We start from the raw sequence: 26,609 nt of genomic DNA, 5'->3' as shown, positions 1-26,609 counted from the left end.
AAATGAAATCATTTTTTATGCTAATGTTAGCTGTACTATTTACAGCCTTTTCTTCTTATGCACAAAATACATTCCCGGCTACCGGCAATGCAGGCATTGGAACTACATCTCCTGCAACAAACCTCCATATTGTTGGCAGTGGTACAAATACCGACGGTGATAACGCGCACTCAGTAAATGGTGGGGGGGTAATCATTCAAGGGAATACAGGTGCAAGGTCGGCCAGTACGGGGGCACAATTGGAATTTGCAATCCCTGCAAATACAGATGGGACCAACATATGGGGACAGGGTAGGATTATTACGGTGGCGGGTAATTTGAATAATGGTAACGCCACGGGAAAAATGATAATAGGTACCAGGCGGTCGTTTAATAAGTTAGGTACAGGCGCTCAATGGTATTATGGTAATGACCTGGTTGTTGACGGAGCAGGAAATATTGGGATAGGAATGATTGCTCCCGTGAGTAGATTACAAGTAAATGAACCAACCGACAGTAAACCGGGCGGAGTGTTAGCGCCTACAAAAACAGTTTTTAAACTTTCCAGATTAGGAACTTCTAACTATTCTTATAATGAAAGTGCCGAATTTAGGATAGGTCATGGCGGACCAAGCGTATGGGGTAGTAAATTAGAGCTGTTTGTGAATGGGGCAAGCAATCAAACTGATATTCCCGATCAGCAAGTGATGACATGGTTGTACAATGGCAATGTAGGTATTGGCACATCCACCCCACAGGAAACACTATCTGTAAATGGCAATATCCGGTCAAAGCAGGTAAAAGTAGAAACAGCTAACTGGCCCGATTACGTTTTCAAAAAAGATTACCAGCTCCCATCCCTTACCGATGTAAAAAACTACATCGATGAAAACCAGCATTTACCGGGTATGCCGTCTGAAGCTGAGGTTGCCAAAGATGGGCTGAACCTGGGCGAAATGAATAAGCTGCTGGTTAAAAAGGTAGAGGAGTTGACTTTGTATTTGATTGAGAAGGAAAAAAAGGAAAAAGCGCAATCTGAAACTAACCAAGCTCTTGAAACAAGATTACAGAAGCAACAGGCGCAAATTGATCTTTTACAAAAACAAATGCAATCGTTAACCGAGTAATGGCAAAATTGGTTACGGATTTATTGCCTTTTTAGCGCATGTTCGATAAAAGTCAATTCGCTACTACAACCATTTCATTTGCTTTTAAACGTGAAAATTTTACCCCTAATGAAAATTAAAAATTTTGCAAAAATCTTATTTGTTGTGCTATTCCAACAATTAAGTGGCGTATCATATTCCCAAACGCCAGACCTGGTAAACTATTATTCAAGAGTAAGCCCCCCTTCGCCCGAAGCGGCCCGGTTTGCTCAATATGGCAATTACAACGTCAGCTATTATACAGGCAGGCCGCAGATTGGCATCCCGCTTTACACGATTAATTCATCAAGCCTGCAACTGCCAATTACGTTAAACTATGAAGGGACCGGATCTGTAGTTGATGATTTAGCCTCATGGACAGGCTCCGGATGGCTTTTAAACGCTGGAGGTCTTATTACCAGGGTTGTAATGGGCAAGCCCGACGAAGGAAGTGGGGGGTTTTTAAGCCAGACACATTATACCTATGATAACCTGATGGTCAACAGCCCTGCCAATGCTTCGTATATGTTCGACGTAAGCATGAATAGAGCAGATACTGAACCTGATATTTATTACTATAATTTCAATGGCCATTCGGGACAGTTTACTTATGATCAATCTAATAATATATACCAAATGCCCCAAACGGGCCTGAAGATAACCCGGGTAGGTATGGGTTTCCAGATTGTTGATGAAAACGGTAATATTTACACTTTTGCGGGTAATGAGAATTCTGATTCAGAAACCGGCTCCACTACAGCCCAGGAAAATTGTACAACATCCTGGTGGCTTACTCAAATACAAAATCCCGAAAAAACAGACAACATTGTATTAAAATACGAAACAGACTACGTAGAGACGGAGCACAGTCAAAATTATTCTGCCACTTATGGGGAAAATTGTGTTGCGAGCGAAGGAGATCAATCAGAGTTTTGGATTTACGTTTCAGGCTCTGGCGTCCAAAATTATCATTCCGAAACAATCCGGGAGTGGTGGCCGGTGCGATTGACGGAAATAGATTTTACCAACGGAAAAATATTGTTTAACCGCGTAGCCGACAGGCTGGATGGAGGATCGAGTAGGCTGGACAATATTGTCTTTTATAATTCGCTCAATGGCGCTTTCAACAAATTAAAAACCATTAAACTTATTACAGATTATTTTCATTACACAGGCACCGTGGTAACAGGCGCCCCATATTATTCCAGCACTACAGGTACCTATCGCCTCAGGTTAAATCGACTGGAAGAATATGATGCCCAGGGGTTACTCGTCAGCAAACACAGCTTTAATTATAATTCAGCCGTAATGCCAACCTATCGCGGATCATTGGCGCAGGATTTCTGGGGGTATTACAATGGCGCGGATAATAATAATACCGCCCACAGCCTGCTTCCTGTTCAAAGCACCTGGGACTCGCGTTACCAGATTGGGGCGGCCAACAGGAATTCGGACGAAAACTATATGAAAGCAGGGGTTTTAACATCTATTACCTATCCTACCGGCGGCAGCACGAATTTTAATTGGGAGGCCAACAAATTTCAATACTCAAGCACAACAGCGGTGCCTGTTACGCAATCAGTAACTGCTTTTGGTAATAACAGCTATAATGATCCACATCCGTCGCAGCGGTTAACATTTGTTCAAAATGAACAGAATCAACTGCCCGCCGTACTTAATGTAAGCTTTACTACCTTTAACAAGGCAACTGCGCCGGCATACACCAACCCGGATTACCAGGAACAGGCGGAGGATAGTTACCCCGGCGTATACCTTACTGATGTTACAACCGGCACATCAATTTACCTAACTCACGATACTAATGGTGGTTCCCCTTATACCTACTCTGGCAATGTTGTTTTAAACAAGGGTGACACTTATGAACTGGGGGCCGATTGTTTTGTGAATTCATCCAGCGTATCTGCATCTATATCTGTAACTTATAATACCACGGTGAATACTGTCGATGTGCGGCCGGCCGGTGGGTTAAGGATAGCCAGTATTGAAACCTATTCGTCAACCGGCGTACTATCCTCAAAAGATACATATAAGTACGGCATAAGTGAAAATGGATATGGTGTGCTATCCAGTCCGGCCGATAAATTATATAGTTTTAGCTATAACAGAAATTATGAGTGGGATTCCGCTGTTTTAGGTTGTATCGCCTGCCCAATATTGAGTACTGCAAAAACTATTTATACCTCAACTTCTACCTGGGGCTTGGGCTTAGCCTCGGGCAGCCCTGTAACTTACCCGGTGGTAACAAAATATTCTGGTGACGCGACTACCAATAACGGTAAAAACATTTTCTACTATACTTCCGGTGGCGATTATTCCTTATATACTATGCCGCCTGGGGCCGAAATGCCAATTTACCCGGTTACAAATAAATGGATGAACGGCCTTTTAAACAGCGAGGAAACATATAAAAATACAGGTTCGGGTTACCAGTTAAAAAAACAAGTAACTAATAGCTATGGCATTTTTAATTATGTTGAAAATAATTTTGTTAAGGTAGGTTTAAACAGGGACATGAGTAACGGAGCCCAGTTTACCTACGATAAATTTTATGTGCGAAAGCTACCCATAACCTCGGGCACGTATAAACTAATTCAAACAACCATAAAGGAGTTTGAAGATTCGGGCACGATACAAACTGATAAAACCTATACCTATGATAATACCTATCACGATTTTCCGGTTGATGAAACCATTGTTAACAGCAATGGGCGCATCTTAAAAACCACCAGTAAATATCCGTTTGATAATGCCCAGATAGATGCCTTAACAACACCGGCTTACCTGGCCCTGGTTAAATTGCAGCAAAATAATGTTTTATCGCCCGTTGTGGAAAAGCAGGAGTTTGTAAATAACGTGTTGTTAAGCAGGTTAAGAGTTAATTATAACATATGGACTGATGTTTCTGCCGATATGGTAAAGCCTGCAAGTGTCCAAACTCAATACAAAACAAGCGCATTTGAGGATAGGGTTTTTTATAACAAATATGATGTTGCCGGGAATTTAAGGAGCAGGAACCTGGCATTGGGAAGTGTTAACGGCATTCAGTGGGGTTACAATAACCAATACACAGTAGCACAAGCAACAGATGCCAACTATAACGATATCTTCTTTGATAGCTTTGAGGAAGGTAATGGCAATAGCACGGATGCCAGAACAGGGCATTATAGTCACACGGGCGCGTATACCAAAGCGTTATCTGGCCTGGATGCCGGCAATTACACATTAAGTTACTGGCAAAAATCCGGCTCAGTGTGGTCGTTGGTTAGTACTATGGTTACAGTTACAGGAAGCACCTATACCATTGGCTCATCACCGGCAATTAATGCCCAGATAGACGATGTACGCTTTTGCCCCGCCACCGCCCAGATGACTACCTATACCTACGACCCGTTGATTGGTATGACCAGCGCCACCGATGCGAAAAACCAAACTACGTATTATGAGTATGACGGCTATCAGCGATTGATAAACATTAAGGATAAAGATGGGAATATCGTTAAACATACGGATTACCATTACCAGGGACAATAAATCAATAAACCAACCTTAAATCACCAGCTATATGGCCATTACCCATATCACTATACAATCACGGCTAAAGCAGCTTTGTTTAGCTTTAAGCCTTATGCTTTGGGCTTTAAGCTCCCGTTCACAAACATATGTAAATGCCCCTATGACCACAACTCCGGCGGCAGGCTCATATTACAGCAATACCAGCATTACGCTAAGCCCCGGTTTCAGTTTTACGGCAGGTTCAGGTAGCAGCTTGAACCTATATATTGTAAACCCCGACTGCGTGCCGCAAGCCACAGCCCTGAGTGCCGCACAAAACTATATCCTCACTTCAACGCCTCGCGTAGGCGGTATTACCACAGCGGCCGGGTTAGTCAACCGTAGCACCTGTGAGTTGATGCAAACAGTGCAGTACCTTGATGGCATCGGCCGCCCCCTACAAACCATAATAGTTAAAGGCTCACCATTGGATAAAGACATTGTACAACCTTTCGCTTACGATGCTTACGGACGCGAAGCTTATAAATATCAGCAATATACCTCAGCAACGGCCGATGGTAGTTATAAAACCAATGCCCTTAGCACTGATATAAGCAGTTTTTATAATCCAGGAGGCAATGGTGTAAGCGGGACCCAGCAAAGTAACGGCATTGTAGTTAATCCTAATCCATACGCACAAACAATTTTCGAACCCTCGTCGCTTAACCGGGTAACCGAGCAGGGGGCACAGGGTAACGCTTGGCAGCCTGTAGCGGGAAACACCAGTGGTCATACTCAAAAAATGGTTTATGCTACCAATAATACCACTGCGATATCGGATGTAAACAACAGTTTTATCGCAACCCTGTATACTGCCACCATTAACAGCGATCAGAGCCGAACACTTACCCTGGGTAACGCAGCAGGTAATTATTACCAGGCCGGTCAGCTGTATGTAACCATTAGTTACGACGAGAACTGGATAAGCGGCAAAACGGGGAGCACCGAGGAATATAAAGATATAGAAGGCCATGTGGTATTAAAACGCACTTTTAACCTGGCCGGGACCACGGTACAAGTGTTGAGTACCTATTACGTATACGACGATTTTGGCAATCTGGCTTTTGTGTTACCGCCTATAAGCAGTGCCGATACAGGGCTGCCCAGCCAAACCACACTGGATAATTTGTGCTACCAATACCGTTACGACGAGCGTAACAGGCTTAGCCGGAAAAAGCTGCCGGGTAAAGGCTGGGAATATATGGTATACAATCGGTTTGGCCAGCCGGTGCTGACCCAGGATGCTGTACAGCGACTCTCCAACCAATGGACGGTTACCAAATACGATGCCCAGGGGAGGGTGATTATGACCGGCTTGTGGACGGATGCTTCGGCACTCGCACAGCCGACATTACAAAATAATGTTTATGCCTCCGCCCAGTGGGATGTCCGCAATACTGCCGACGCAACCACTGGCTATACCATCAGCAGCTACCCGGCGCCGAGCAGTTATCTGAGTATTAATTACTACGATGATTATAGCTTCAGCAATATCACCGGTCTTCCGGCAGCCTTTGTTACCGCACCATCCGGTTCAAGTACCCAAACCAAAGGGCTGCTAACCGCAAATAAGATAAATATATTGGGTACCACCAGTATGCTGTGGAATGTAAACTATTATGATGGCCTGGGCCGCACTATCCAGGTCTATAAACAACATAACCTGGGTGGCGGCGCACCCAATGTGGCTAATTATGATATAATAGCCAGCACTTATGACTTTAGCAATATGGTAACGGCAAGTACCCGGCAGCATTATAATGCCACCAGTACTACCGGCCCGGTAGTTACTGTAGCCAATACTTACGTGTATGATCATATGGGCCGTAAAACCAAAACCTTTGAGCAGATTAACAGCGGCACTAATGTATTGCTAAGCCAGGCAGACTATAACGAGATAGGGCAGCTAAAAACCAAACACCTGCATAGTGCAACGGGCGCTACACCGTTTTTGCAGGATATCAGCTATACCTACAATGAGCGGGGTTGGTTGCAGCAAAGCTCGGCACCGTTGTTTGCCATGCAATTAAAATACAATGACGGTACTACACCGCAATACAATGGCAATATAGCCAACCAGCTTTGGGGAACTCCAGGCAGCCTGGCAAAAAACTATACCTACAGTTATGATAAACTCAACCGACTCACTGCGGGAGTATCCAATGAAGGGTATACGGAACAAGGGATAGATTATGATCCTAATGGTAACATTCAGCATCTGACTAGGCAAAGCGCAACCTATACTTATGCTTATACGGGAAACCAATTGCAATCAGTTACAGGCCTCACTGCCGGCACCTATACCTATGATGTAAACGGCAATGTAAATTACGATGCCCGTACAGGCAAAACTATCAGCTACAATCTGCTTAACTTGCCGCAAAATGTTACTGCTACCGGATTTAACCTCAGCTATACTTATGATGCCGCCGGGCAAAAGCTGCGAAAGAACAATGGCACGGTGGCGACGGACTACATAAACGGTATACAGTATGAAAACGGGGCCATCGTTTTTATACAGACAGGAGAGGGACGGGCTCTCAAAAGCGGCAGCAATTATATATACGAATATGCATTAACTGACCACCTGGGTAATACACGGATAAGTTTTGACCAGAACTCGGCTACTACAATAAAACAGCAGGATGATTATTATCCTTTTGGGATGGAGATCAGCCGGGGCAGCACAGTAAGTCCAAAGAATGATTATCTTTACAATAAGAAGGAGTTGCAGGAGGAGACCGGGCAATACGACTATGGTGCAAGATTTTACGACCCTATGACTGGAAGATTTAATTCGGTTGACCCACTTGCTACACAATATTCAGGAATATCCCCATATGCTTATGGGGCTGATAATCCTTTAAGATACATCGATATTTATGGTATGGGGCCAGATGAAAGAATAAAGAAAGGAAAATCGTTTAACGGCACTCCGTATAAGCAACAGTTTGAATATGAAGGAAAACCCGAAAAAAGGACATACCTGCGAACAGGTAATACACCTGCGGCATTAGAATACCTGGATTGTTCGGAATTTGTTTGCAGAATATTGTATGCCGATGGAATTACTGCTAATCTGGAGTCATGGTCTACTGCAGAACTGGTTGATAAGCTTGGGGACGATAACAAATTTATAAGTAGCGATACCCCACAACCGGGAGATATATTTTTATGGAGGGATGATGACGCCGGCGAAGGGCATACCGGGATAGTGGAGAGTGTAAATGCAGCTGATGGCACGATAACCACACTTGAGGCCAGAGGGACAGCCTATGGAACAGGGGAATTTACTTTTGACTTGTCAAAGTTCTCCAAAAGAAAAAACGGATGGAGAGGTTTTTTTCGCCCAAAGGTTGAAAACACCCCTGCTGGTGGAGTAAAAGGTAAGCCTGTAAATAATAATGATAATAAAAAAAACGAGAAGAAAGCTCCGCCCAAAAAAGTTTCTGTAACATTAAACAATCAAAGTGCTGGCACCATCGACCCCAATCAAATTCATTCCTGGGATGACCTCAAAAGGGCGATATTGCGGGTTTTAAATTGGTAATAGCATATTAATCAGTTATTTAATTAACAACAATGAATATATACAATAAGTCTGTTGAATTAAAGAATTCATTCTCTTTTTTGTTCTTTTTTATGACGCTAATGGCTTGTAATAGCCCCAATACTCATATTTCAAATAACGAAGTTTTGAATAAGGATTCGATGGGACATAACAAATACCATAAACCGGTTTTAAATAGTCCAGTCAATAAATCAGATTCGCTATTTGATCCGTTTTTAAACGATTGCTCTTACCTATTACATAATGGCTCTTATATCGGATCGTTGCAAGGAGTAAATTCATCCAGGGATTCCCTGGCTAATTTATGTTTTGCATACAACTTTAAGGCAAAGGAGACCTACGAAGTTATGTTCGTATTTAAAGGAGGGTTGGCCAAGAGAAGCGAGGTGGGGACCGATAGCATAAAAAAAGTCTTTTATAATGGATGTGAAAATAATTTTCAGGATTTTGATTGTTTTACATTTATCCATCCGATTAACGACCCTGATAAGATAGACCCTAATGATGTTGATAATGGATTTCCTGCAATGGTTAAAATTTTCAAGCGGATTAGCCCTTATAAATGGAAATTCTTAGATAGCCAACGGCTCAAATCATTTAGCGAGTATAGTAATTTAAGGTTTAGACTGATATATGAAAAAAAATAGTTCCTCTCCGTCCAGCTGCCGCATGGGTCAAGCGTTGTGCCCGTTGATAGGCAAACGCCATGCAAAGTAATAAATATGCAACACCCGGATGTTTAATTTCATCCGGGTGTTTTTGTATCCCCGCAGTTCGCGTTAAGGATTGCAGTGAAAAGCCCACAGCGCGGGCGGCAAAGGCAAAGCGAGGACTTGTAGCGGAAAGCCTGACCGCCGCTTCTACCAGCGGGGGAACGCTCTGTTAATTCAAAATTCAAAATTCAAAAAGTTTTGTTGCGGGAGGTGGGTTGATTAGCTGATGTGTTAGGTTATCCCTACTATCCCATAGTATTCTGCTGTTAAAATGTCTCCAACCGGCTATGCTTATTGTTTTTTATAACTATTGTTCTTTTCGCAGCCGCCACGATAAGTATCGGGGCGGCTGCGTGGGAGGCTACTGAAAGCAGTTGATACCGGCCGAAATAACCTATTGCATTACCTATGCATTAATTATTTAACATACACAGAAACAACCTGGTTAGCCGATGTACGCGCACAGCTTGAGCTCAGTATGGTGCATCCGGGATCCATTTCAACAAAACTGCCATTTTTCCAGTAACCGTTTTCGCCCGATGACGATGATGCACCGCCCGCATACAAATCGGTGTTATTGTATAAGAACAGCGAAGATACGTTTTCGGCAACTGCATAGGCCGATGGAGCAAGCATGGTGCCATTTTTCCAAACTGCCCCTGCCCCATTGTATTGCCCGCCTACATATACATCACTGCCCGCTACCAGTATGCTGGAAACGCTGTTGAATAAACTGTTGCCAGGTGTGTTTAACGGGATAGAAACGCCATTTTTCCAGAGGCGTGGTGCTTTATTTATGATTCCGCCCGTACCAGGGTCCCTTATTTCTTCAGTGCCGGCCACGTAAACTGCGCCGCCCGAAACAGCTATTGCCGTTGCCAGCGCGTTACCCGAGTGTATGCCATCGGTTATGTCAATTGGGGTGCCGTTTTTCCAGTAAGTAGCTTTTAAAATGGTAGAAGTTCCCAGGTATCGCGCCCCTGCCACGTATGTGTCGCCATTGCTCACGGCTAAAGCGTTGTTTAAATAATTACTTGTACCCGAGCCTCCGATATTAGTGACTGTTGTAGTTGTTAACTGGGTAGCCGTGCCATTTTTCCATACATAGTAAGTACCATTAATCTGGCCAAGGCAATAAACATCGGTACCCGAAACAACTATCGAAAACGTGTACCCTGTTTGTGAAGATAGATGCACAGCTGTGCCATTTTTCCAATAAGTTGGTGTATTGGTAGATGCAGGCCCGGCTACATAAATATCGGTACCCGAGCCAACCATAGCGTAAGGGGTTGTACAATCGGTTATGGCCGTGAAGGATGAGTTTTTCCAATAACCAAAGCCTTTGACGATATCAGAACCAAGTACATAAACACTTGGGCCGGCTACAGTATAAGTAAAAGCTAAGCCGTTAGATGTGCCGCCAACAGTGGTAACGGTTACATTACCCGAACTGCCGCCGCCTGGCACTTTAACAACCAGTTGCGTAGTACTTGCCGTGGTAATGGTGGCAGCGGTCCCGTTAAATTTAACCGTATTATTAGCAGCTACGGCATCAAAATCGGTCCCTGTAATGGTAACTGATGCTCCTTCGGCAGCCGAGGTTGGATTAATTGCCGTGATAGTTGGGGCTACAATGTAGGTAAATACAGGCCCGGTAGCGGTTCCGCCCGATGTGGCTACAGTTACGGCCCCGCTGGTGGCCGCAGCCGGCGCGGTAACCACCAATTTTGTGGTTGTAGCCGATGTAACAGTTGCTGCCACACCGTTAAATTTTACGGTGTTATTAACAGCAGTTGCATCAAAGTTTGTCCCGGTAATTGTTACGGCAGCCCCTGCTTTGGCCGAAACAGGGCTGATTGTGGCAACTGTTGGCGCCATTAAGTAGGTAAATACCGGCCCGGTGGCGGTTCCGCCGGTTGTGGTTACGGTTATGGCCCCGGTGCTGGCAGCCGCGGGCGCTGTTACAACCAAAGTGCTTGCGGTAGCTGATGTAACACTTGCAGCAGTTCCGTTAAATTTTACGGTATTATCGGCGGCCGTAGCGCTGAAGTTTGCGCCGCTGATAGTAACAACAGTGCCTGCAATGCCGGAAGCGGGGCTGATGGTATTAACCGCGGGCAGTTTTACAGGTATGATTATCGGGCTGCTTTTTTTACAGCCAGGCGAAACAAAAAGTATCGCAAAAAATATACAAATGGAGTAGCTGAGCTTTGTTTTCATAAGGTATAGTTTGATGTTTTAGCGCGAAGTGTTAAAACCGCATTTACTTGCCTATGAAATTGAGCATATTTAGGATGGTGGTCAATCCTCTTTTTGAGTGAATTGCGGGCAAACCTTCCTGATCAGTCTATTACAATATTTTTTCCTTCAGCGCCTTGGCTATCGCTTCTTTGCCACAGTTTACATGAAGTTTTAGATATATTTTTTTGAGGTGCGAGCGTACGGTGTCAAAAGCCATATTCAGCTCATCGGCTATTATTTTAATACTGTTCCCTTTTATTAAAAGCTGCAGCACATCAGTTTCGCGCAAGGTGAGGTTGTATTGGTTGTCGTTTTTTTGCTGAAATGACATGAGCACTTTTCTGGCAATTACGGGCGACATGGGCGCGCCGCCATCCAATACCTCGCGGATAGCATCAAACAGCCGGGCCGGCGGCGTTTTTTTTAATAAATAACCGTTGGCCCCGGCGCAAAGGCACTGAAAAAGCTTCTCATCATCCTCAAAAACAGTGTACATGATTACGGCAGTTTCCGGGCGGGCTTGTTTTACCATAGCAACCCCGCTTATACCAGTTTTGCCCGGCATATCTATATCCATCAGCACAACATCAGGCTTAAGCCGTTCTATGATCTCTGCCGCCTGGTTGCAATTATCAAAATCGCCTTTAACTGCGTACTCAGGGTCGCTGTTAAGCAGGTAGGCCAATGATTCGCGCAGGCGGTCATTATCTTCAAATAAAACTATACTTACCGGCATAAGTGCTAAATTACGGTTTACTATTCAACAGGGCTATCACTCTTTTGAGTGATTAAAGCAGGGGTATTATAATGGTAAGTAAAGTACCTTCATTGCTGGCCGACAAAATTGAAATACTCCCTTTCCACTTTGCTAATCTTATTTTCATGTTTTTTATACCGTTACGTGCCGTAGGCTGTGTTGTATCAAAGCCTTTGCCATTGTCTTTAATAATCATTTGCAAATGGTTTTGGTTGGTTTGCAGGCTAATGTCGACATACGTTGCGGCGGCGTGTTTGTAAATGTTGTTTACCGCCTCTTTAAATACCAGGTAAATATCTTTTCTTTTTTCCATGTGCAGCTTTTTGTGGGCTATCTTTTCGTCAAAATGGAAATGATAGGCAATGTTTGCACCTTCAAACAATTCGGCGGTGTATCTTTTCATCCGCGCCACGGTTTGCTCATAGCTGTCATTTAGGGTGTTTATACTCCACACAATATCATCTAATGATTGGTTGGATGTATTTACTTCTTCGGTTATCCGCTTCAAAAATCGCCGGGCTTGTTCTGGTGCCGATAGGTTGGCGTTGCTGAGTTCGGTAAGTATATTGATGTTGCTGAGTGTTGAGCCGATGTCGTCATGTAAATCTGTGGCGATACTATTGCGGATAGCCTGAACCCGCAATAGCTGCCTGATGCGGTTAAGGTAGATGAAATAAATAATGCCGCCGGCGGTTATGATTGCTAAAACGATAAACCACCAACTTTTATAATAAGGAGTTTGCACCGAAAAAAGCAGAGTGGCCTGGTTTGTACTCATTGTACCATCTGCCATTTGTGCTTTAACCCTGAAAGTGTAATTGCCCGATAGCAGGTTTGAAAACGATATTTGCCGGGTTCGACCTACCGAGATCCAATTTTTGCTCAAGTTATTAAGCCGGTAATAATATCGGTTCTGCATGCCGTCAACCAGGTTAACCGCGCTAAAAGCAATACTGATATTATTGTCGTTTGCCGGCAGGCTAATGCTTTGGGCCGGATTTAAATTATTGCCCGATGAAGTTACAGCGGTAATTAATACGCCCGTGGCACGGCGCGGCCGCAGCAATTGGTTTGGTATTGCGCAGTAAAATATATGTGCGGTATTAAAATACACCTTATTTACGGTGCTGTCGTACTTTACGCTTAACACGGGATCTTCTGACGATGGGTAATAGCCACCAAATAAAAAAAAGTGACCGGTGCCAGGCTCCATGCAGTTTAACCCGTTTTTAGTGCCAATCCATAGGCGGCTTTTATTGTCGGCAGCAAGGCTGTAAACGGTGTTTGATGATAGGGCTTCGGGCATATCAACCTTTTTAAATTTTTGGCTGCTGATGTCAAATTTCACCAGGCCCGCATTAGTGCCCATCCATATTTTACCCCTGCCATCTGCATAAATGGCGTTGATAACGCCATTATCAAAATCGGTATTATAAGCCGTGGGGAACAGCACAAATTTATGATTAGCACGACTCCATTTTACCAGCCCGCGGCCTTCGGTACCGCCCATCCACAGGTCGCCAAATTCATCCTCGGCAATACAAACAGGGAACCTGATGGGCAGTGGATTGTTTTTATCCTTTTTTGAATAAAGCTGCAGCCTATTATTGGTTAAATTATAAGCGGCAAGACCATTACCTTCGCCAAGGCCCATCCAAAGTAAGTTTTCTTTGTCGGTAAATTGGGTTACCACGGGGCATTTTCCAATCAATGGCACATTTACCGGCCGGGGCACGGCCTGGCCTTTTTTCCATTCATATATACCTCTTTGCGTACCTATCCAAAATTTATCCCTGCCCGCAGCCCTGATATTCCAGGTATCATTTACGCCGGCAGTTTCCCCCATTAATATTTCCTTCCATGGCGAATTGATCTGATTGGTGTAAAATACCCCGCCACCGGTGGTGGTTAAAAAAATATGGTCCTTAACCACAAAAGTGCCCGATAGATCTATCCCCCGCTGATCTTCGGCGTTATATGCCGGCAGCTCAGTTGTAGAAACCCCGTTGGCTATCAGCGTAAACTTATACAAACCATTGTTGGTGCCCACCCAAAGGTTGCCTTCGGTATCAAACAACGTGCAAAACACATGTTGTTTGGGTAATAATATGCCGCTTTTAAAGCCGCTATGCCCAATGGCCGGTGTATCAGTGTTCCAGTACGCCAGCCCGCCATCGCTTAGGGTACAAGTTGCAAGCCCATTGTTTAGCAGGTTGATGTGCGTGTTATAATATATCTGGCCTTTTCCGGGCAAATGATTGAAAGTTGAGGCCGTTACCTGGCCGGATATGGAATTCAAAAAGAAAACACTATCAACCATGTGTTTCACAAACCACAGATTTCCGTTTTTATCAAATGCGATATCCCTGACATTTAAACTATCTATCACCGATAGGGGATACCCCTTTAACTGGTTTAACGGAATAATTTTATTGCTTGTGGGAGTATAAATATGATATTGAATTTTTTTACCCTTCACCAATCTGAAAAGAACGCTCCCGTTGGGTAGGGCGTGGATGCTTTCTACGAACATAACCCAGGTTGCTCCCTGGTCATTAGGCCCTTTGATAAATTGAAGTATGTTAAGGTTTTGATCAAGTTTATAAAGTCCCGTTTGCGAGGCCGCCCATATATTATTTTGCTTATCTACCGATACGATATAGAAATTATTTTCGAAAGGGAACATTTTTGCCGAAGCCGGCACCAGCAGGTTTTTAAATGTATTGGCCATGGTATTAAACATGCATAAGCCGGTTGATGTGGCTACCAGTAACCGGTGCCCGGGGAATTTTTGTACGGAAATGATATTATTGCCCGGCAGCGAGCTTGTTGCTCTGGAATGATGAAAATTTTTAAACTCAACCCCGTCATACCGGCTTAAGCCGTAGTTGGTGCCCAGCCATAAAAAGCCATCATCGTCCTGGCAAATTGTATTGATAGTGGCATCAGGCAAACCATCTTTTACAGAAATATAAGCCGGCCGGATTTTATCCAGCTTTTGTGCGTGCACGACAAGCAGCACACCATTCAGCAGTAAAAGTAGAATGAATTTCCGGTACATTTTTCGAGATAGTTAAAGATATGGTATTCAGCTAATTGTTTGCCTGGCTAAAAAATATTTTAACATACAAACAGCCTGGTACCGTCAGGGCAAACGCAGCTAATAGGGTTAACATAACTTAACATATTTCAAATATATTTTTTTTAAATACTTAATAATCAATTATTTGTATTTTAACATGGTTAACACTAAATTGATCGGTCAAATTAGAAGCATCCAAATATTTGTGCTGTTGTTGGCCAATACAAGTCCCTTTGGTACCGGGATCATTTGACCCCGATCAGGCAATAAAAACAAGGTATCGTTTGATGCTTATATCTTCCCGGTTGTCAGTAGTCTACCGCTATTGGAATCTGGCAAGCTACCACAAGTGTTTTTTGCCGCCTCCAGCCTTGTGGCACGCTGATAAGTAAACACCGTGCTAAGTAATGAATATGCAAATCCCGGATGTTCGTTTCATCTGGGATTTTGTATTTTTAAACGGAGCAAAAGAGTAATACAAGAGCTTAAGGTTAAATAACAAACATTGTTGATTGTCCTAAAGAAATGGCGTATACTTAGCCTGTGGGCCACAAGGCTGGAGCCTTGCGGCAGCGGCGTATGGAAAAATAGAATGACACAATGAAACATACGCTGGAATATATTTACTATCGAGTTTACAGATCGCAGGTTTCCTTGGGAAACGGTATGGTTGCCAAAGGGTTCGCTGTTCTACTATTATCGTTGTTGATTGGCGTCAACTTTTATTCAGCGCTCTTTGTTGCCTACGGGCTGTTTGGGGCTACGTTGCTGCTCCAAGGTGGGGGAATCGCGGGAGGGCTTATATTCTTCTCGTTAATGGTTGTCGGCTATCTTTTATTTATAAGAGGTAAGAGGTATAAGTCAATAATAGAGGAATACAAGAAAGAGCCGAAAGAGAATGTGAAAAAGGGAAATCGTATGGTCCTATTGTACATGTTGTTCTCGTTTCTGTTTTTGTTGTTAGGGTTTTATCTAATGATCCAAAGGAACGAGGGATAACTTTTTTAACGCATCCCGATGAAGGCAGTAGCAAGGCGACAGTTAAGTCACCTGAATTAGACATATAGACAATCGCAACTCCCGGCTGTTTAATTTCATCCGGGTGTTTTTGTATACCTGCAGTTCGCGTAAAGGATAGAAACGGGTACCGGCCAATGAGCGTAATGCCTGCAGGCGTATGAGTGGATAGCCTGGCGCCGCTTCTACCGGCGGCGTACGCCATGATCAAGTTAAAAGTTAAAATTCAAAAGTAAAAAATGATTTGCGAGGTGGTTATGCACAGTTAGCAATGGCATGTGTTTTCAGGCCGCTGCCCGCAGATTTCCGCTGTTCGGGGGTCTCAAATCTCATATCTAACATCTCAAATCTAATTTAAAAAAACATTTGCGCAAGTAAATGCTTGCGTTTATATTTGCAAGCACTTACTTGCAAATCATGAAAACCAGACGAGACGTTTACCAGGCCATAGCCGACCCCACCCGAAGAGCGATAATTAACATGATTGCTACGCAGCCGCATAATGTGAACACTATAGCCGCAAACTTTGATGTTACGCGCCAGGCTATATCGTTGCATATCCAGATCCTGGCCGATTGCGGCCTCATTAATGTTAAGCAGCAAGGGCGCGACAGGTTTTGCGAAGCCCGGCTCGATCAGCTCAGCGAGGTATCGGCCTGGGTAGACCAGTACCGCCAGCATTGGGAAAGTAAATTAGATAACCTTGAAAACTATGTAGTACAATTAAAAAACGAACGAAATGGAAAACACAACAAGTAACACTGCCGACCGCGAATTACGCTTGACACGCACATTGGATGCCCCGGTTGAACTGGTATGGGAGGTATGGACCCAGCCCGAACATATTGCCCAATGGTGGGGCCCCGATGGCTTTACCAACACCATAAGTAAAATGGATGTTGAACCCGGCGGCGAATGGGACCTGGTAATGCATGGCCCCGACGGAACAGATTATAAAAACAAAAGCATATTTAAGGAGGTAGTGCCGCTCAAAAAAATTGTATATGAGCATATTAGCAGCCCAAAGTTTGTTGCCACTATTGAATTTGAGGCACAGGGCGACCAAACATACCTGAGCTGGCATATGCTGTTTGAAACGCACGAGCAATTTATACAGGTGGTAAAAACCTTTAAAGCCGATGAAGGATTAAAGCAAAATATAGAAAAGCTAAACCAATACGTAAAAGGTATAAGTTAGTTTTAAACGTAGCCTGTGGCGAAACACCTTAAAAAAAGGCTAATCGCGCATTTTTACTGCATTTTTGGTAGCCCCGGCCGCGAAGGATAAGGGGCTGCCGGCTTTTGAAATATCGCCGCCGTCAATTTTGATATTGCTGCAGGCGGCGCCTTCAACGCGCATAAAAACGGCTGCCGGGCTAAGTACACGCGTCGCGGTTAGTAAAACATCCTGCGCGTTAATCATCCGCAGTACCGATTCGGCGTCTTTATTGCCCTGCGCGCTGAGGCCGTTTATTGCTGCATCTGTTACCTGGTCAAAAACAAGGGCGGGCCTCAATTCGGGCGTGGCAACTTCAAACCTTACATTATTTAGTGTAAGGCCTTTGGCATAACGGGCATATAAACCATAAGCCGGAAAAACTCCGTCGGCATAATATTCGCCCGCGTTTTTAGGTACATCGCGTACGGCCGCGTCTTCTGCAGTTCCCCCTCCGGCAAAGGTGATATGAACATCGTTAAAGCTGATATTTTCGAGCAAAAAGCCTTCGGCGCCGTTGATGGCTATACATGATTTGATTTCGCCGGGGTGATAGTTGCTGGTAAATTCGGCATCAGCAAGTTGCACTGGGACAACCACATTGGCATGAATGCCATTGAAGGATATATTACGGGCAGTTCCCGGATCATTTACCGAGCCCATACCGATTGATATAGGGCCCGTTACCTTATGCATCACCAGGTTGGAGAACGAGATGTTTTCCATCCGCGAGTGCCGTTCGCAACGCATTTTTATAGGGCAGCCGTAAGCTTCTAAAATGATGCAGTTAGAGATGGTAATATTTTCGGCAATCCCGCCGCCAAAACGAAAAACCGACCAGCGCGTGCTAAACGTACAATTGGTAATGGTTATAAACCTGCAACTGCCAAACAACGCGCAGGCATCATCCTGCGATTGCACATCGCAATTAACCATATGAACATATTGACAGCTGATGAAATGAAAGCCATCGTTATTATGGATTACCCGGCCACGGATGTGGATGCCATCGAGCTTTACATAACTGCTTTGAATAATGCGTACAGAGTGGTAGGCACAGTCTTTCAGGTATATATCATTAACGATAAGATTTAGGCATTGGTAAAAAAGCAGGTGATAGGGGCGGTGATTGCCGCTGATGCCGGCCGGCGATGGCGCACCCTTTGTGGGGCTACGGAACTGCGCGCCCTGCCCGTCAATAGTGCCTGGGCCTTCAACGCGAATGTTTTCGGCCTTTACGGCAAATAACAAGCCTACATTGCCATCATTTAATGTGGTATCGCCGGTAAGTGGGATGGCCTGGGCGGCGTAGTATTGTTTACCATCGGCACTGCCCAGTAATTTACCCTGTGCGGCTATATGGAGGGTAACATTGCTTTTCAGCTCAACCGTGCCGATAACAAACACCCCGGCAGGCACCAGCACGGTGCCGCCCTGGTCTTTATTACAGGTATCAACGGCTGCCTGCAGCGCTTTGGTATTAAGTGTTACACCATCGCCTTTGGCGCCATAATCAATGATGTTATAAATGCGCGTACCCAACAGCGGATCGGCTTTTTGGATGTTTGCAGGCTGTGCGTGTAAAAATGAAGGCGTGGCGGCAATCATGCCGGCGCCTGCAGATGCTTTGGTAACTGTTTTTAACCAGTTGCGCCTTGAAAAATTATCGTCGTGAGGTTCCATTGGTTATCAGGTAATAAAATAAAATGTTTCCCAGGCCTGTTTAACTTGCTATAATTGGTTATTAAGGTATCGGCCAAAATCAAAATTAGGTTTATTTTGATGGGGATATTAACCTGTTTTGGCTAAACAATAATCCCGATTGTCATAATTAAGGCGGGCCGTATTTTTTTACTGCCGGGCAATATATTGGGGGGCATTTTTAGGAGTGAAGCCTTAAATAGCGAAAACTGGCAAAGTATATTAGTGTGCGTTGCAAATGCTATCGAGTTTGTTGCAAATTGCCGGCCGACAACCTGCGGTAATTACATTACCCCCACAGTTTTGGGCGCAAAACCGAAGTGACGGGAAAAACTGGCCGAAAAACTGGCCGGGCTGCTGAAGCCAACCATATAAGCCACCTCAGATACGGTGGCAACGCGGCGCAGGAGAAGATTATGTGCGTATTGAAGGCGAATAATACGGATCAGTTCGCCAGGCGCCTGGCCGATAAGGCCCTTTAATTTGCGATGCAGCTGTGTGCGGCTGAGGCCTATGTCGCGGGCAAGTTGGTCGGCGCTGTAGCCCTCCTCATCCAGGTGGCTTTCTACCGCGTTGCGTACCCGGGCGATAAAGTCCTGCTCAATTGAGGGCATCGATAGTACATCGCTAAACCAGAGGTCGCGGCTGCTATAGTGTTCGCGCAATTGGTTGCGCACGTTGATCAGGTTTTCTATAAGGGCAAATAATTCGCGTTTATCAAAAGGTTTGCCCAGGTAGGCATCCGCACCGGTTTCGATACCCTGCACCTTACTGTCCATATCAGCTTTCGCTGTGAGGATGATGATGGGTATATGGCTGGTTTTTTCATCTTTTTTGAGTGTGGCGCTCACCTGGTAACCATCTTTCCGGGGCATCATCAAATCGGTAATAACAAGGTTGGGGATGTGCTCCAATGCTAAGGCAATGCCTGCATCCCCGTCGGCCGCGCTTATAACCCGGTATTTACCGGTAAGCGATTGCTGCATAAATTCCCTCAGCTCATCATGATCTTCGATGAGCAGTACCAGTGGTTTGTCGGTGTCGACAACCGGCAGAGCGCTGTCGTCCGCATTGGTGGAATATAATGCTTCACTGTACACGGTTTCTGCCAGCGGGCTCCCGCCGGCTTCGGCAACCTGGTAGGGCATGCGGATATTAATTTCTGTAAACAGCCCTTCCATGCTTTCTGCCCTTATCTGGCCTCCCATCAATTCTACCAGCTCCTTAGCTACGGCCAACCCTATGCCCGTACCTTCTGCCGATCTGGTATCTGAAGGATCGGCCTGGTAAAACCGGCTAAAAATGTACGGCAGTTTTGAAGCAGGAATGCCGCGCCCGGTATCCCTTACAGTTATGCTCAAAACATTACCAGGCGCACCGGTATCTTTTTGCAGCAATACTTCTACCCGGCCATTGTCGGTAAACTTGATGGCATTTGAAAGTATATTGAGGATAATTTTATCCAGCTTGTCGCGGTCGCCCGGTATCCAAAGCTTATCCCAGTCTGATGCAAAATGCAGCCTGATCCCTTTTTGCACAACCAATGATTCGTATGAGTGTATATGCATCCTGATAAGGGCCACAAAATCTAATGGTTCCCTGCTCACTTCCATTAAGCCGCTTTCCAGCTTACTCAGGTCAAGCAATTGATTGATAAGCCGGAGCAACCGCGCGGCGTTACTCAGGATGAGCCGTATGTATTTTGTGGCATCCGTGCCGGTGGCGACAGATAGCAGCTCATTGGCCGGATTGATAATAAGTGTTAGCGGTGTTTTAAACTCATGGGTTATATTGGTAAAAAAACGGGATTTAACTACATCCATTTCCCGCAGCTTATCAGCCTTTTCGCTAAGTTCGGCTGTACGTTGTTGCACAATTTCCTCAAGCCGTTTAGCTTCAGCTGCTATTCGTTCTCTTTTTTCGGTTTCCTGTGCAAGCGCCTGGGCAGATAGCTTTTCTACTTCGGCCAGTTTAGCTGCCAGGTTTTGGTTGGTGCGGGCAAAATCAAGCGCCAGGTAAAGCGACAGGCAAAGTGGCAGAATCAATTGGCCTATGCTCATTACAAACACCCGTACAGAATTGAGTTCATAGGTCCATAGATGAAACACATCGGCCCAGGCAAAAAAGTAAACCAGTACAACTGCTACCACGCCTGTAGCGATAAGCCATACACCCCGCTGCTTTTTTTTGATTAGATGGAATGCAGACCAAAAACCATCCATGATGCAAACAAAGAAAACCACAGAAAAATAATCGTCGTGTACATTGGCCCGTAAAATAAAATAATTTAAAAAGTACCCTATGAAATAAAGCATGTTCACGCCGGTTAATGCAACCACACGCCAACGTGGTACCCGGCCATAATCCAGCACATAAAGTAGCATCACGGCCCCCCACATCATCAAAACTTTGCATTCTTGTGTTAAAAAGTCGGCATAATACTGCACTAACGGAAAACTTGTAAAATAAAACAAGTAAATACATATGCTGTTAATACCCACCAATAGCACAAAAAGTGCATAGTATAAATTTAGTTTTTGCCTGGGATAAAAAAGGAACAACAAAAAATGTAAAACGCCCAATATAATTTCGGCAGCCGCGCACATGGGCACAAAGCTAAAAAGTTGTCTGCTGTGGGTAATGTGTTTTGAAAACGGTTCATAGTCGCCTATCAAAGCCTCAAACCCCAAAAAGTTGGCGTAAACGCCAAAATAATTGGAGTAATGCATGGTGATGAGATGGGGGCGTGTGTCATTGAACCACAGCGGGATAAGGTCTCTTGGGGCGCGTATAGCTTCCATTTGCTGCGCCGAATGGCCAACCTTACCATAGCCCCCTACTTGTTTTCCGTCGATAAATATTTCAGATGCCCCATCGTGATTGATGCGGAAGGAGAGTTTTTTGCCCACCAGGTTTGTGTCAACTTTTAGCCACAGGCCAAACCAGCCAAGCCCCTGCCACCCAGGTGGTGGATCAGATTTTCCGAAAGCAGTATAGTGCAACGCATTCCAGCCGTTGGTGCTGTTTAAGGACCGTTTCCCCTGGGGCAACTCTCCGGCATGAAAAAACCATAGGGAATCGCGAAGGGATACTTCGTGTAATGTTCCAAAACTGCTGCCGCGTATTACCACAGTATCCTGCCCGTATGCCCCGTTAGCGGCGCACAGCAACATACACCACAGCAGGGTGCGCCATAAAGGCTTGTTTAAAAACATATTTCCGATAATAGGCAGAAAATGAGAAATAATTCTTATCACTCAAAAATAATACTTTCGGGCCGGGAATCAAAGGCATTTTATAAACAGGCTGGTTTAACTGGTAGTTATTTTTTTTACCATGCCCTTTCTGTGGTGTTTTTATTGTACTGCCAGTGTCACAGCCTTTTGTTTAATCAATCATGTTTAATGTGATAATTCCAGCGTCCCCGGCAGGAGGTGTAGGCATGTTAATTTTGTATGTAATAATTTATTAACCAGGTATGGACATTGTTTGAATTGCCGCACAATAAATATTAATATTTATTTATTGCTTCCAATGAAAAAGATCAGGCAATATAACCTGTTACTGGCTTATCTTAGCTTAAAATAGCAGGCCTTCGCACAGATTTGGTTCAATAAAGTAAGTAAGATAGCTTTATCTTTAACCGCACATTTTTATCTGCGGGTTAATTTAAACAGTAGTTTGCTGTTTAACATGACTTTAAGGAATATTAAGCCAACATGTGATGACAACCCTTCTAAAGAAAAATATAAACACACACATCTCGTTTTCGGATGCCGAAATGGAGTCGTTCTGTGATTTGTTTCAACATAAAACCATCAAAAAGAAAAGCTTTTTATTACGTGGGGGCGAAGTTTGCAAATTTGAAGGCTTTGTTGTGAAAGGGCTTTTTCGCGTTTATCATATTGATAAAAATGGCTTCGAACAAATACTATATTTTGCAATGGAAGATTGGTGGATAACAGATATTGATAGCTTCACCAATGGTTTACCATCTCAACTTTATATTGAGGCGCTGGAGGATAGTGAAGTGCTTTTAATTTCTAAAAAGGATAAGGAATTTGCCTACATAAATTTGCCTAAAATAGAGAAGCTGTTCAGGGTGATGACCCAAAAAACACATGTTGCCTTACAACGCAGAATGATTGACAACCTGGGTAAAACCGCCGACCAGCTTTATCTTGACTTTATCGAAAAATATCCGGGCCTGTACCAGCGCCTTTCTAACCTGCAAATAGCTGCCTACCTGGGCATCAGCCACGAATTTTTGAGTAAAATAAGACGGAAAATTGCCGGTAAGAAATAAGCCGTATTTCATTTATTGAACTTGTTCAATGTTTTTGAGCTGTGGATGATAGCATCTTTACAGCATTATTAAAACGATAAAATGAAACACATTCTTTCTGTAATATTCTTAACAATCTTAATTTCATTCAAAATGGACGTACAAGCACAAAGTTTCAAAACTATTGAAACAGGCAATTTTAAACTCGAGGTATATAATGCATCAGAAAACAGTTTTGGGGTAGCATCAGTCATCGTATCAGGAAAAACAGACGCTGTTTTGATTGATGCGCAATTTACATTGGAAGATGCCGAAAAAGTAGCCGGCGAAATCAAAAAATCAGGTAAAAAACTAACAACTATTTATGTTTCCAATGGCGATCCTGATTTTTACTTTGGCCTGGAAGTATTCAAAAAGTATTTTCCCGAAGTTACCGTTTATGCAGCGGCTGCAACGGTTGAGCATATTAAAGCTACAGCACAAAAAAAATTAGAAGTGTGGGGCGAGCGGCTGGGCAAAGGCATTACATCCAACGTTGTTTTGCCACAGGTATTAAAAGGCAACAGCATCGAACTGGAAGGTGAGAAATTAGAAATTATCGGACTGGAAGAATTTCCTTCCAAAACCTTTGTCTGGATCCCGTCGGCCAAAGCGGTTGTGGGGGGCATCAACGTATTTGGAACAACTTTCCATCTTTGGATGGCCGATGCGCAAACAGCCGATGCCCGTAAACAATGGATAAATGTTTTAGATAAAATTGAAGCGCTACAGCCGGTTATTGTAGTTCCGGCCCACGCTAAATCTGAAAGTGCGTTTGACCTGAGCGCTGTGCAGCACACCAAAAGCTATATCCAGGTGTATGAAGAAGCTTTAAAAACCAACAAAACTTCCGAAACATTAATTGCCGCTTTAAAAGCCAAATATCCTGCCCTTACTTTCGACATTGCCTTGCAAATAGGCGCGAAAGTAAACACCGGCGAAATGAAATGGTAAAATCAGTATTCACATTTAGCCTGGCGGTGCCAAAAGCATCGCCAGGCTGTTTTTAAGCAAACATAAAATGACCAATCTGGAAATTATAAAAAGCACTTATGAAGGCAAAACTTCAAAAGAGAATGGAAGAAATTTAGCTATGTACGTAGCAGAAAACCTTGCGTGGACAGAAGCCAAAGGCTTTCCCTATGCCGGAACATATATTGGTTTGGCCAGTGTTGAAAAAAACGTTTTCAGCCGTTTAGGAAGCGAATGGGTGGATTATAAGTTTACGCCCGAAGATTACGTGGCCGGCGAGGATAAGGTTGTTGCCTACGGCACTTATACCGGCACGTACAAAACTACCGGAAAATACTTTGAAGCAAGGGTAGCCCATGTTTGGAAATTAAAAGATGGAAAAATTACGGGCTTTGAACAGTTTGTAGACAGCCAGCCTGTAAACAATGCCATGAGGTAAACTAACCATTCACGGTTATCCAACCCTGGTAATGCCGGCCGGTAACTTACACCTAAGGCGGCCGAAAAAGCCTCCATAAAATATCCGGATACAACAGTTATTTTGGCAGAGTACACCATGGTATCACCAGCCAATTACTTTGATCATAGCCTAAACCTGGCGGCTTACATAGATATCCGATTCACATTACTATTTTAACTGGCTGCAAAATTTAGCCATCGATTTGGGTGTCATACTCCAGTCGGGCGCTTTAATGCTGCCCCAGGCTTTAGGGTTATCATATAAGTTAAAGTAACATACACCAAAAATATGCGGGTTGGCATTTATTGTTTTGGCGGCATTGGCAAGCCACTGGTCCTGAAAACTTTCCGGGCCTTTAACGCCAAACTCGGTTATAAATAAGGGTTTATCCAAAAATCTCATCCTGAAATATTTGCGGTTGAATATGGTGCTGAATGCTTCCTGCTTATCCGGATCGGTGATGTTTTTATCAGGCAGGCCATAAATGGCAATGCTTATATAATCAACTACATCGCTGCCAGGCCAAAAATCAGCCGAGCCTCTGTCGCCCGCGGGGCCCCAAACTTTTTTTACATTTTTGCCTGGGCCGCCGTTAAACTGCATAAAATAGCGGTAGGCGGCAATGTAGGTAACCGGGTCCTGACTTTGCCATGCATAACGGTGAATCGGAATCTCCATTTCGTGCATCCACCGCAAATACACTGTTTGCCTGGTTGCCGAAATAATGCCGAATAATTTTTTAATCTGCTGGTCAAATGTGCCGTTCAATATCCTCTCCAATGTAAGGGTATCGGCTTTGTGGGCAGCATCTTTCCAGGGCTCCATAGTAACAATAACGTCATGGTGCCTGCCGGTAACCTCCAAAAATTTCTTTCCAAAATCGCCACGTTCTACTTCGCCCAAATCGGTAAATAAATGCTCTACACTAATAGCTTTTTGATTAAGCAATCGTTTATTCGGGTCAAACACACCAACCTGCAGCACTTTTCTGATCGGTTTGGCTTTGCAGCTATCGGTATAATTACTATCGGAGTATACCGTTTGGCGGTATTTGTTAATGTATGCCTTCTCTTCGGCCAGCCATGACGGCTGAAAAGCCCCCTTTGTAATATTCCACGCATCCACCATTAATACGGGCTTATTAATAAACCGAAGGCGGTGCAGCTTTTGCCTTATCATTTCCTGTGGCGTTTTGGCAAGCGGATAATAATTAACGCTGTATTCGGATGGGCTACCAAGGGTGATGCTTACATAATCAACGTATTTATTTCCGGGCCAGTATTCAGTATCACCGGGGTATCCGGATGGGGCCCACACCACCTTAGCTTTGGGTGCGTATTGCTTTAGCTTTTTTGCGAAGTAATTAAACGAGGTAATGTATGATGCGGGTGATTGGTATTGCCAGGGATAAAAATTGGTAGGTACTTCCATATCGGGATTCCAGCGGATGTATGCCTGGTGCGGTGCCCTTGAAATTATAGAGGCTAATTTAATTATCTGGCTATCAAATTTCCCTTTTTTAAGTTCTGTTAAAACGTTGGTATTATAGTTTACGCCTGATAGCCAGGTTTCTACAGTTAACATTACATCGTGCTTTGCCAGTTCCTTGTCAATGTCGCCTTTGTCTGTCCACTGCGCGGTATTTCGCCAAACAGCCTTATATGATGCTACGTTAGCCGGTTGTGAATCGCTGCCTGCGTTGTTAGCGTTGAAAACGGCAACCAAACGATCGTCTGCCGGGTAATAAATATTAAGATAATACGACCGGTACCAGGGGTTAAGCAGCCAAAGGGCCGCAACAAGCAATACAATGCCCAAACCAATAAATAAATAACGTTTTGAACGGGTACTTTTCAAG

Annotated in this window: 15 protein-coding genes; 9 read left to right on the top strand and 6 right to left on the bottom strand. The window is 44.1% G+C overall.

Features of this window, described 5'->3' with window-relative positions:
* The first annotated feature begins 2 nt into the window (after positions 1–2).
* The 4 genes from ACFGVS_RS16055 (at position 3) to ACFGVS_RS16040 (ending at position 8,915) form a co-directional block, all read left to right on the top strand.
* The gene (locus ACFGVS_RS16055; protein WP_439694708.1) at positions 3–1,106 is read left to right on the top strand and encodes a hypothetical protein; all 1,104 of its coding nucleotides are present in this window, start codon (positions 3–5) and stop codon (positions 1,104–1,106) included.
* Positions 1,107–1,214: 108 nt separating this feature from the next.
* Positions 1,215–4,676 carry a hypothetical protein gene (locus ACFGVS_RS16050; protein WP_439694707.1) on the top strand — a complete coding sequence of 1,154 codons (3,462 nt, stop codon included), beginning with the start codon at positions 1,215–1,217 and terminating at the stop codon, positions 4,674–4,676.
* A 31-nt stretch (positions 4,677–4,707) separates the two neighbouring features.
* Positions 4,708–8,247 carry a DUF6443 domain-containing protein gene (locus tag ACFGVS_RS16045; RefSeq protein ID WP_439694706.1) on the top strand — a complete coding sequence of 1,180 codons (3,540 nt, stop codon included), beginning with the start codon at positions 4,708–4,710 and terminating at the stop codon, positions 8,245–8,247.
* A 32-nt stretch (positions 8,248–8,279) separates the two neighbouring features.
* Positions 8,280–8,915, top strand: coding sequence for a hypothetical protein (locus ACFGVS_RS16040; RefSeq protein WP_439694705.1), 636 nt, complete (start codon positions 8,280–8,282; stop codon positions 8,913–8,915).
* Between the two features lie 483 nt (positions 8,916–9,398).
* Here the strand turns inward: ACFGVS_RS16040 and ACFGVS_RS16035 are convergent, their stop codons facing one another.
* The 3 genes from ACFGVS_RS16035 to ACFGVS_RS16025 all read right to left on the bottom strand — a co-directional run bounded on the left by ACFGVS_RS16035 (position 9,399) and on the right by ACFGVS_RS16025 (position 15,040).
* Positions 9,399–11,201 (bottom strand): IPT/TIG domain-containing protein, encoded by a 1,803-nt coding sequence (locus tag ACFGVS_RS16035; protein ID WP_439694704.1) that lies wholly within the window; start codon positions 11,199–11,201, stop codon positions 9,399–9,401.
* A gap of 130 nt (positions 11,202–11,331) precedes the next feature.
* Positions 11,332–11,958: a response regulator transcription factor gene (locus ACFGVS_RS16030; protein WP_274211500.1), complete on the bottom strand. Its 627-nt coding sequence runs from the start codon at positions 11,956–11,958 to the stop codon at positions 11,332–11,334.
* 52 nt (positions 11,959–12,010) lie between these two features.
* Positions 12,011–15,040 (bottom strand): ligand-binding sensor domain-containing protein, encoded by a 3,030-nt coding sequence (locus tag ACFGVS_RS16025; protein WP_439694703.1) that lies wholly within the window; start codon positions 15,038–15,040, stop codon positions 12,011–12,013.
* A gap of 1,455 nt (positions 15,041–16,495) precedes the next feature.
* Here ACFGVS_RS16025 and ACFGVS_RS16020 point away from each other — a divergent pair.
* Positions 16,496–16,837 carry an ArsR/SmtB family transcription factor gene (locus ACFGVS_RS16020; RefSeq protein ID WP_090642197.1) on the top strand — a complete coding sequence of 114 codons (342 nt, stop codon included), beginning with the start codon at positions 16,496–16,498 and terminating at the stop codon, positions 16,835–16,837.
* Positions 16,818–17,276: an SRPBCC family protein gene (locus ACFGVS_RS16015; RefSeq protein ID WP_090643912.1), complete on the top strand. Its 459-nt coding sequence runs from the start codon at positions 16,818–16,820 to the stop codon at positions 17,274–17,276. The genes ACFGVS_RS16020 and ACFGVS_RS16015 overlap by 20 nt, the downstream gene beginning before the upstream one ends.
* 39 nt (positions 17,277–17,315) lie before the next feature.
* On the opposite strand, the gene ACFGVS_RS16010 is transcribed toward ACFGVS_RS16015, so the two are convergent.
* The gene (locus ACFGVS_RS16010; protein ID WP_439694702.1) at positions 17,316–18,977 is read right to left on the bottom strand and encodes a glycoside hydrolase family 28 protein; all 1,662 of its coding nucleotides are present in this window, start codon (positions 18,975–18,977) and stop codon (positions 17,316–17,318) included.
* A gap of 302 nt (positions 18,978–19,279) precedes the next feature.
* Complete coding sequence (locus ACFGVS_RS16005; protein WP_439694701.1) at positions 19,280–22,210, bottom strand: ATP-binding protein; 2,931 nt, start codon at positions 22,208–22,210, stop codon at positions 19,280–19,282.
* A gap of 509 nt (positions 22,211–22,719) precedes the next feature.
* Here ACFGVS_RS16005 and ACFGVS_RS16000 point away from each other — a divergent pair.
* From ACFGVS_RS16000 to ACFGVS_RS15990, 3 genes are all read left to right on the top strand, one after another.
* On the top strand, positions 22,720–23,301 hold the full coding sequence (locus ACFGVS_RS16000) for a Crp/Fnr family transcriptional regulator (RefSeq protein WP_274211506.1): 582 nt from the start codon (positions 22,720–22,722) through the stop codon (positions 23,299–23,301).
* A gap of 132 nt (positions 23,302–23,433) precedes the next feature.
* The gene (locus ACFGVS_RS15995) at positions 23,434–24,273 is read left to right on the top strand and encodes an MBL fold metallo-hydrolase (protein WP_439694700.1); all 840 of its coding nucleotides are present in this window, start codon (positions 23,434–23,436) and stop codon (positions 24,271–24,273) included.
* A gap of 67 nt (positions 24,274–24,340) precedes the next feature.
* Positions 24,341–24,730 (top strand): nuclear transport factor 2 family protein, encoded by a 390-nt coding sequence (locus ACFGVS_RS15990; RefSeq protein ID WP_439694699.1) that lies wholly within the window; start codon positions 24,341–24,343, stop codon positions 24,728–24,730.
* 189 nt (positions 24,731–24,919) lie between these two features.
* On the opposite strand, the gene ACFGVS_RS15985 is transcribed toward ACFGVS_RS15990, so the two are convergent.
* Positions 24,920–26,608 (bottom strand): hypothetical protein, encoded by a 1,689-nt coding sequence (locus ACFGVS_RS15985; protein ID WP_439694698.1) that lies wholly within the window; start codon positions 26,606–26,608, stop codon positions 24,920–24,922.
* Position 26,609: the final 1 nt, after the last annotated feature.

Origin of the sequence: Mucilaginibacter sediminis, from assembly GCF_051903035.1 — a bacterium.
GTDB lineage: Bacteria > Bacteroidota > Bacteroidia > Sphingobacteriales > Sphingobacteriaceae > Mucilaginibacter.
The sequence above is the reverse complement of the archived record's forward strand: the minus strand, read 5'-3'. Positions and strand labels throughout refer to the sequence as shown.

Excerpts from the sequence above, each read along its gene's own strand:
- ACFGVS_RS16000 (WP_274211506.1), top strand. The coding sequence starts at position 22,720 with ATGACAACCCTTCTAAAGAAAAATATAAACACACACATCTCGTTTTCG.
- ACFGVS_RS16040 (WP_439694705.1), top strand. The coding sequence starts at position 8,280 with ATGAATATATACAATAAGTCTGTTGAATTAAAGAATTCATTCTCTTTT.
- ACFGVS_RS16020 (WP_090642197.1), top strand. The coding sequence starts at position 16,496 with ATGAAAACCAGACGAGACGTTTACCAGGCCATAGCCGACCCCACCCGA.
- ACFGVS_RS16025 (WP_439694703.1), bottom strand. The coding sequence starts at position 15,040 with ATGTACCGGAAATTCATTCTACTTTTACTGCTGAATGGTGTGCTGCTT.
- ACFGVS_RS15990 (WP_439694699.1), top strand. The coding sequence starts at position 24,341 with ATGACCAATCTGGAAATTATAAAAAGCACTTATGAAGGCAAAACTTCA.
- ACFGVS_RS15995 (WP_439694700.1), top strand. The coding sequence starts at position 23,434 with ATGGACGTACAAGCACAAAGTTTCAAAACTATTGAAACAGGCAATTTT.
- ACFGVS_RS16005 (WP_439694701.1), bottom strand. The coding sequence starts at position 22,210 with ATGTTTTTAAACAAGCCTTTATGGCGCACCCTGCTGTGGTGTATGTTG.
- ACFGVS_RS16030 (WP_274211500.1), bottom strand. The coding sequence starts at position 11,958 with ATGCCGGTAAGTATAGTTTTATTTGAAGATAATGACCGCCTGCGCGAA.
- ACFGVS_RS16045 (WP_439694706.1), top strand. The coding sequence starts at position 4,708 with ATGGCCATTACCCATATCACTATACAATCACGGCTAAAGCAGCTTTGT.
- ACFGVS_RS16010 (WP_439694702.1), bottom strand. The coding sequence starts at position 18,977 with ATGGAACCTCACGACGATAATTTTTCAAGGCGCAACTGGTTAAAAACA.
- ACFGVS_RS16035 (WP_439694704.1), bottom strand. The coding sequence starts at position 11,201 with ATGAAAACAAAGCTCAGCTACTCCATTTGTATATTTTTTGCGATACTT.
- ACFGVS_RS16055 (WP_439694708.1), top strand. The coding sequence starts at position 3 with ATGAAATCATTTTTTATGCTAATGTTAGCTGTACTATTTACAGCCTTT.
- ACFGVS_RS16050 (WP_439694707.1), top strand. The coding sequence starts at position 1,215 with ATGAAAATTAAAAATTTTGCAAAAATCTTATTTGTTGTGCTATTCCAA.
- ACFGVS_RS16015 (WP_090643912.1), top strand. The coding sequence starts at position 16,818 with ATGGAAAACACAACAAGTAACACTGCCGACCGCGAATTACGCTTGACA.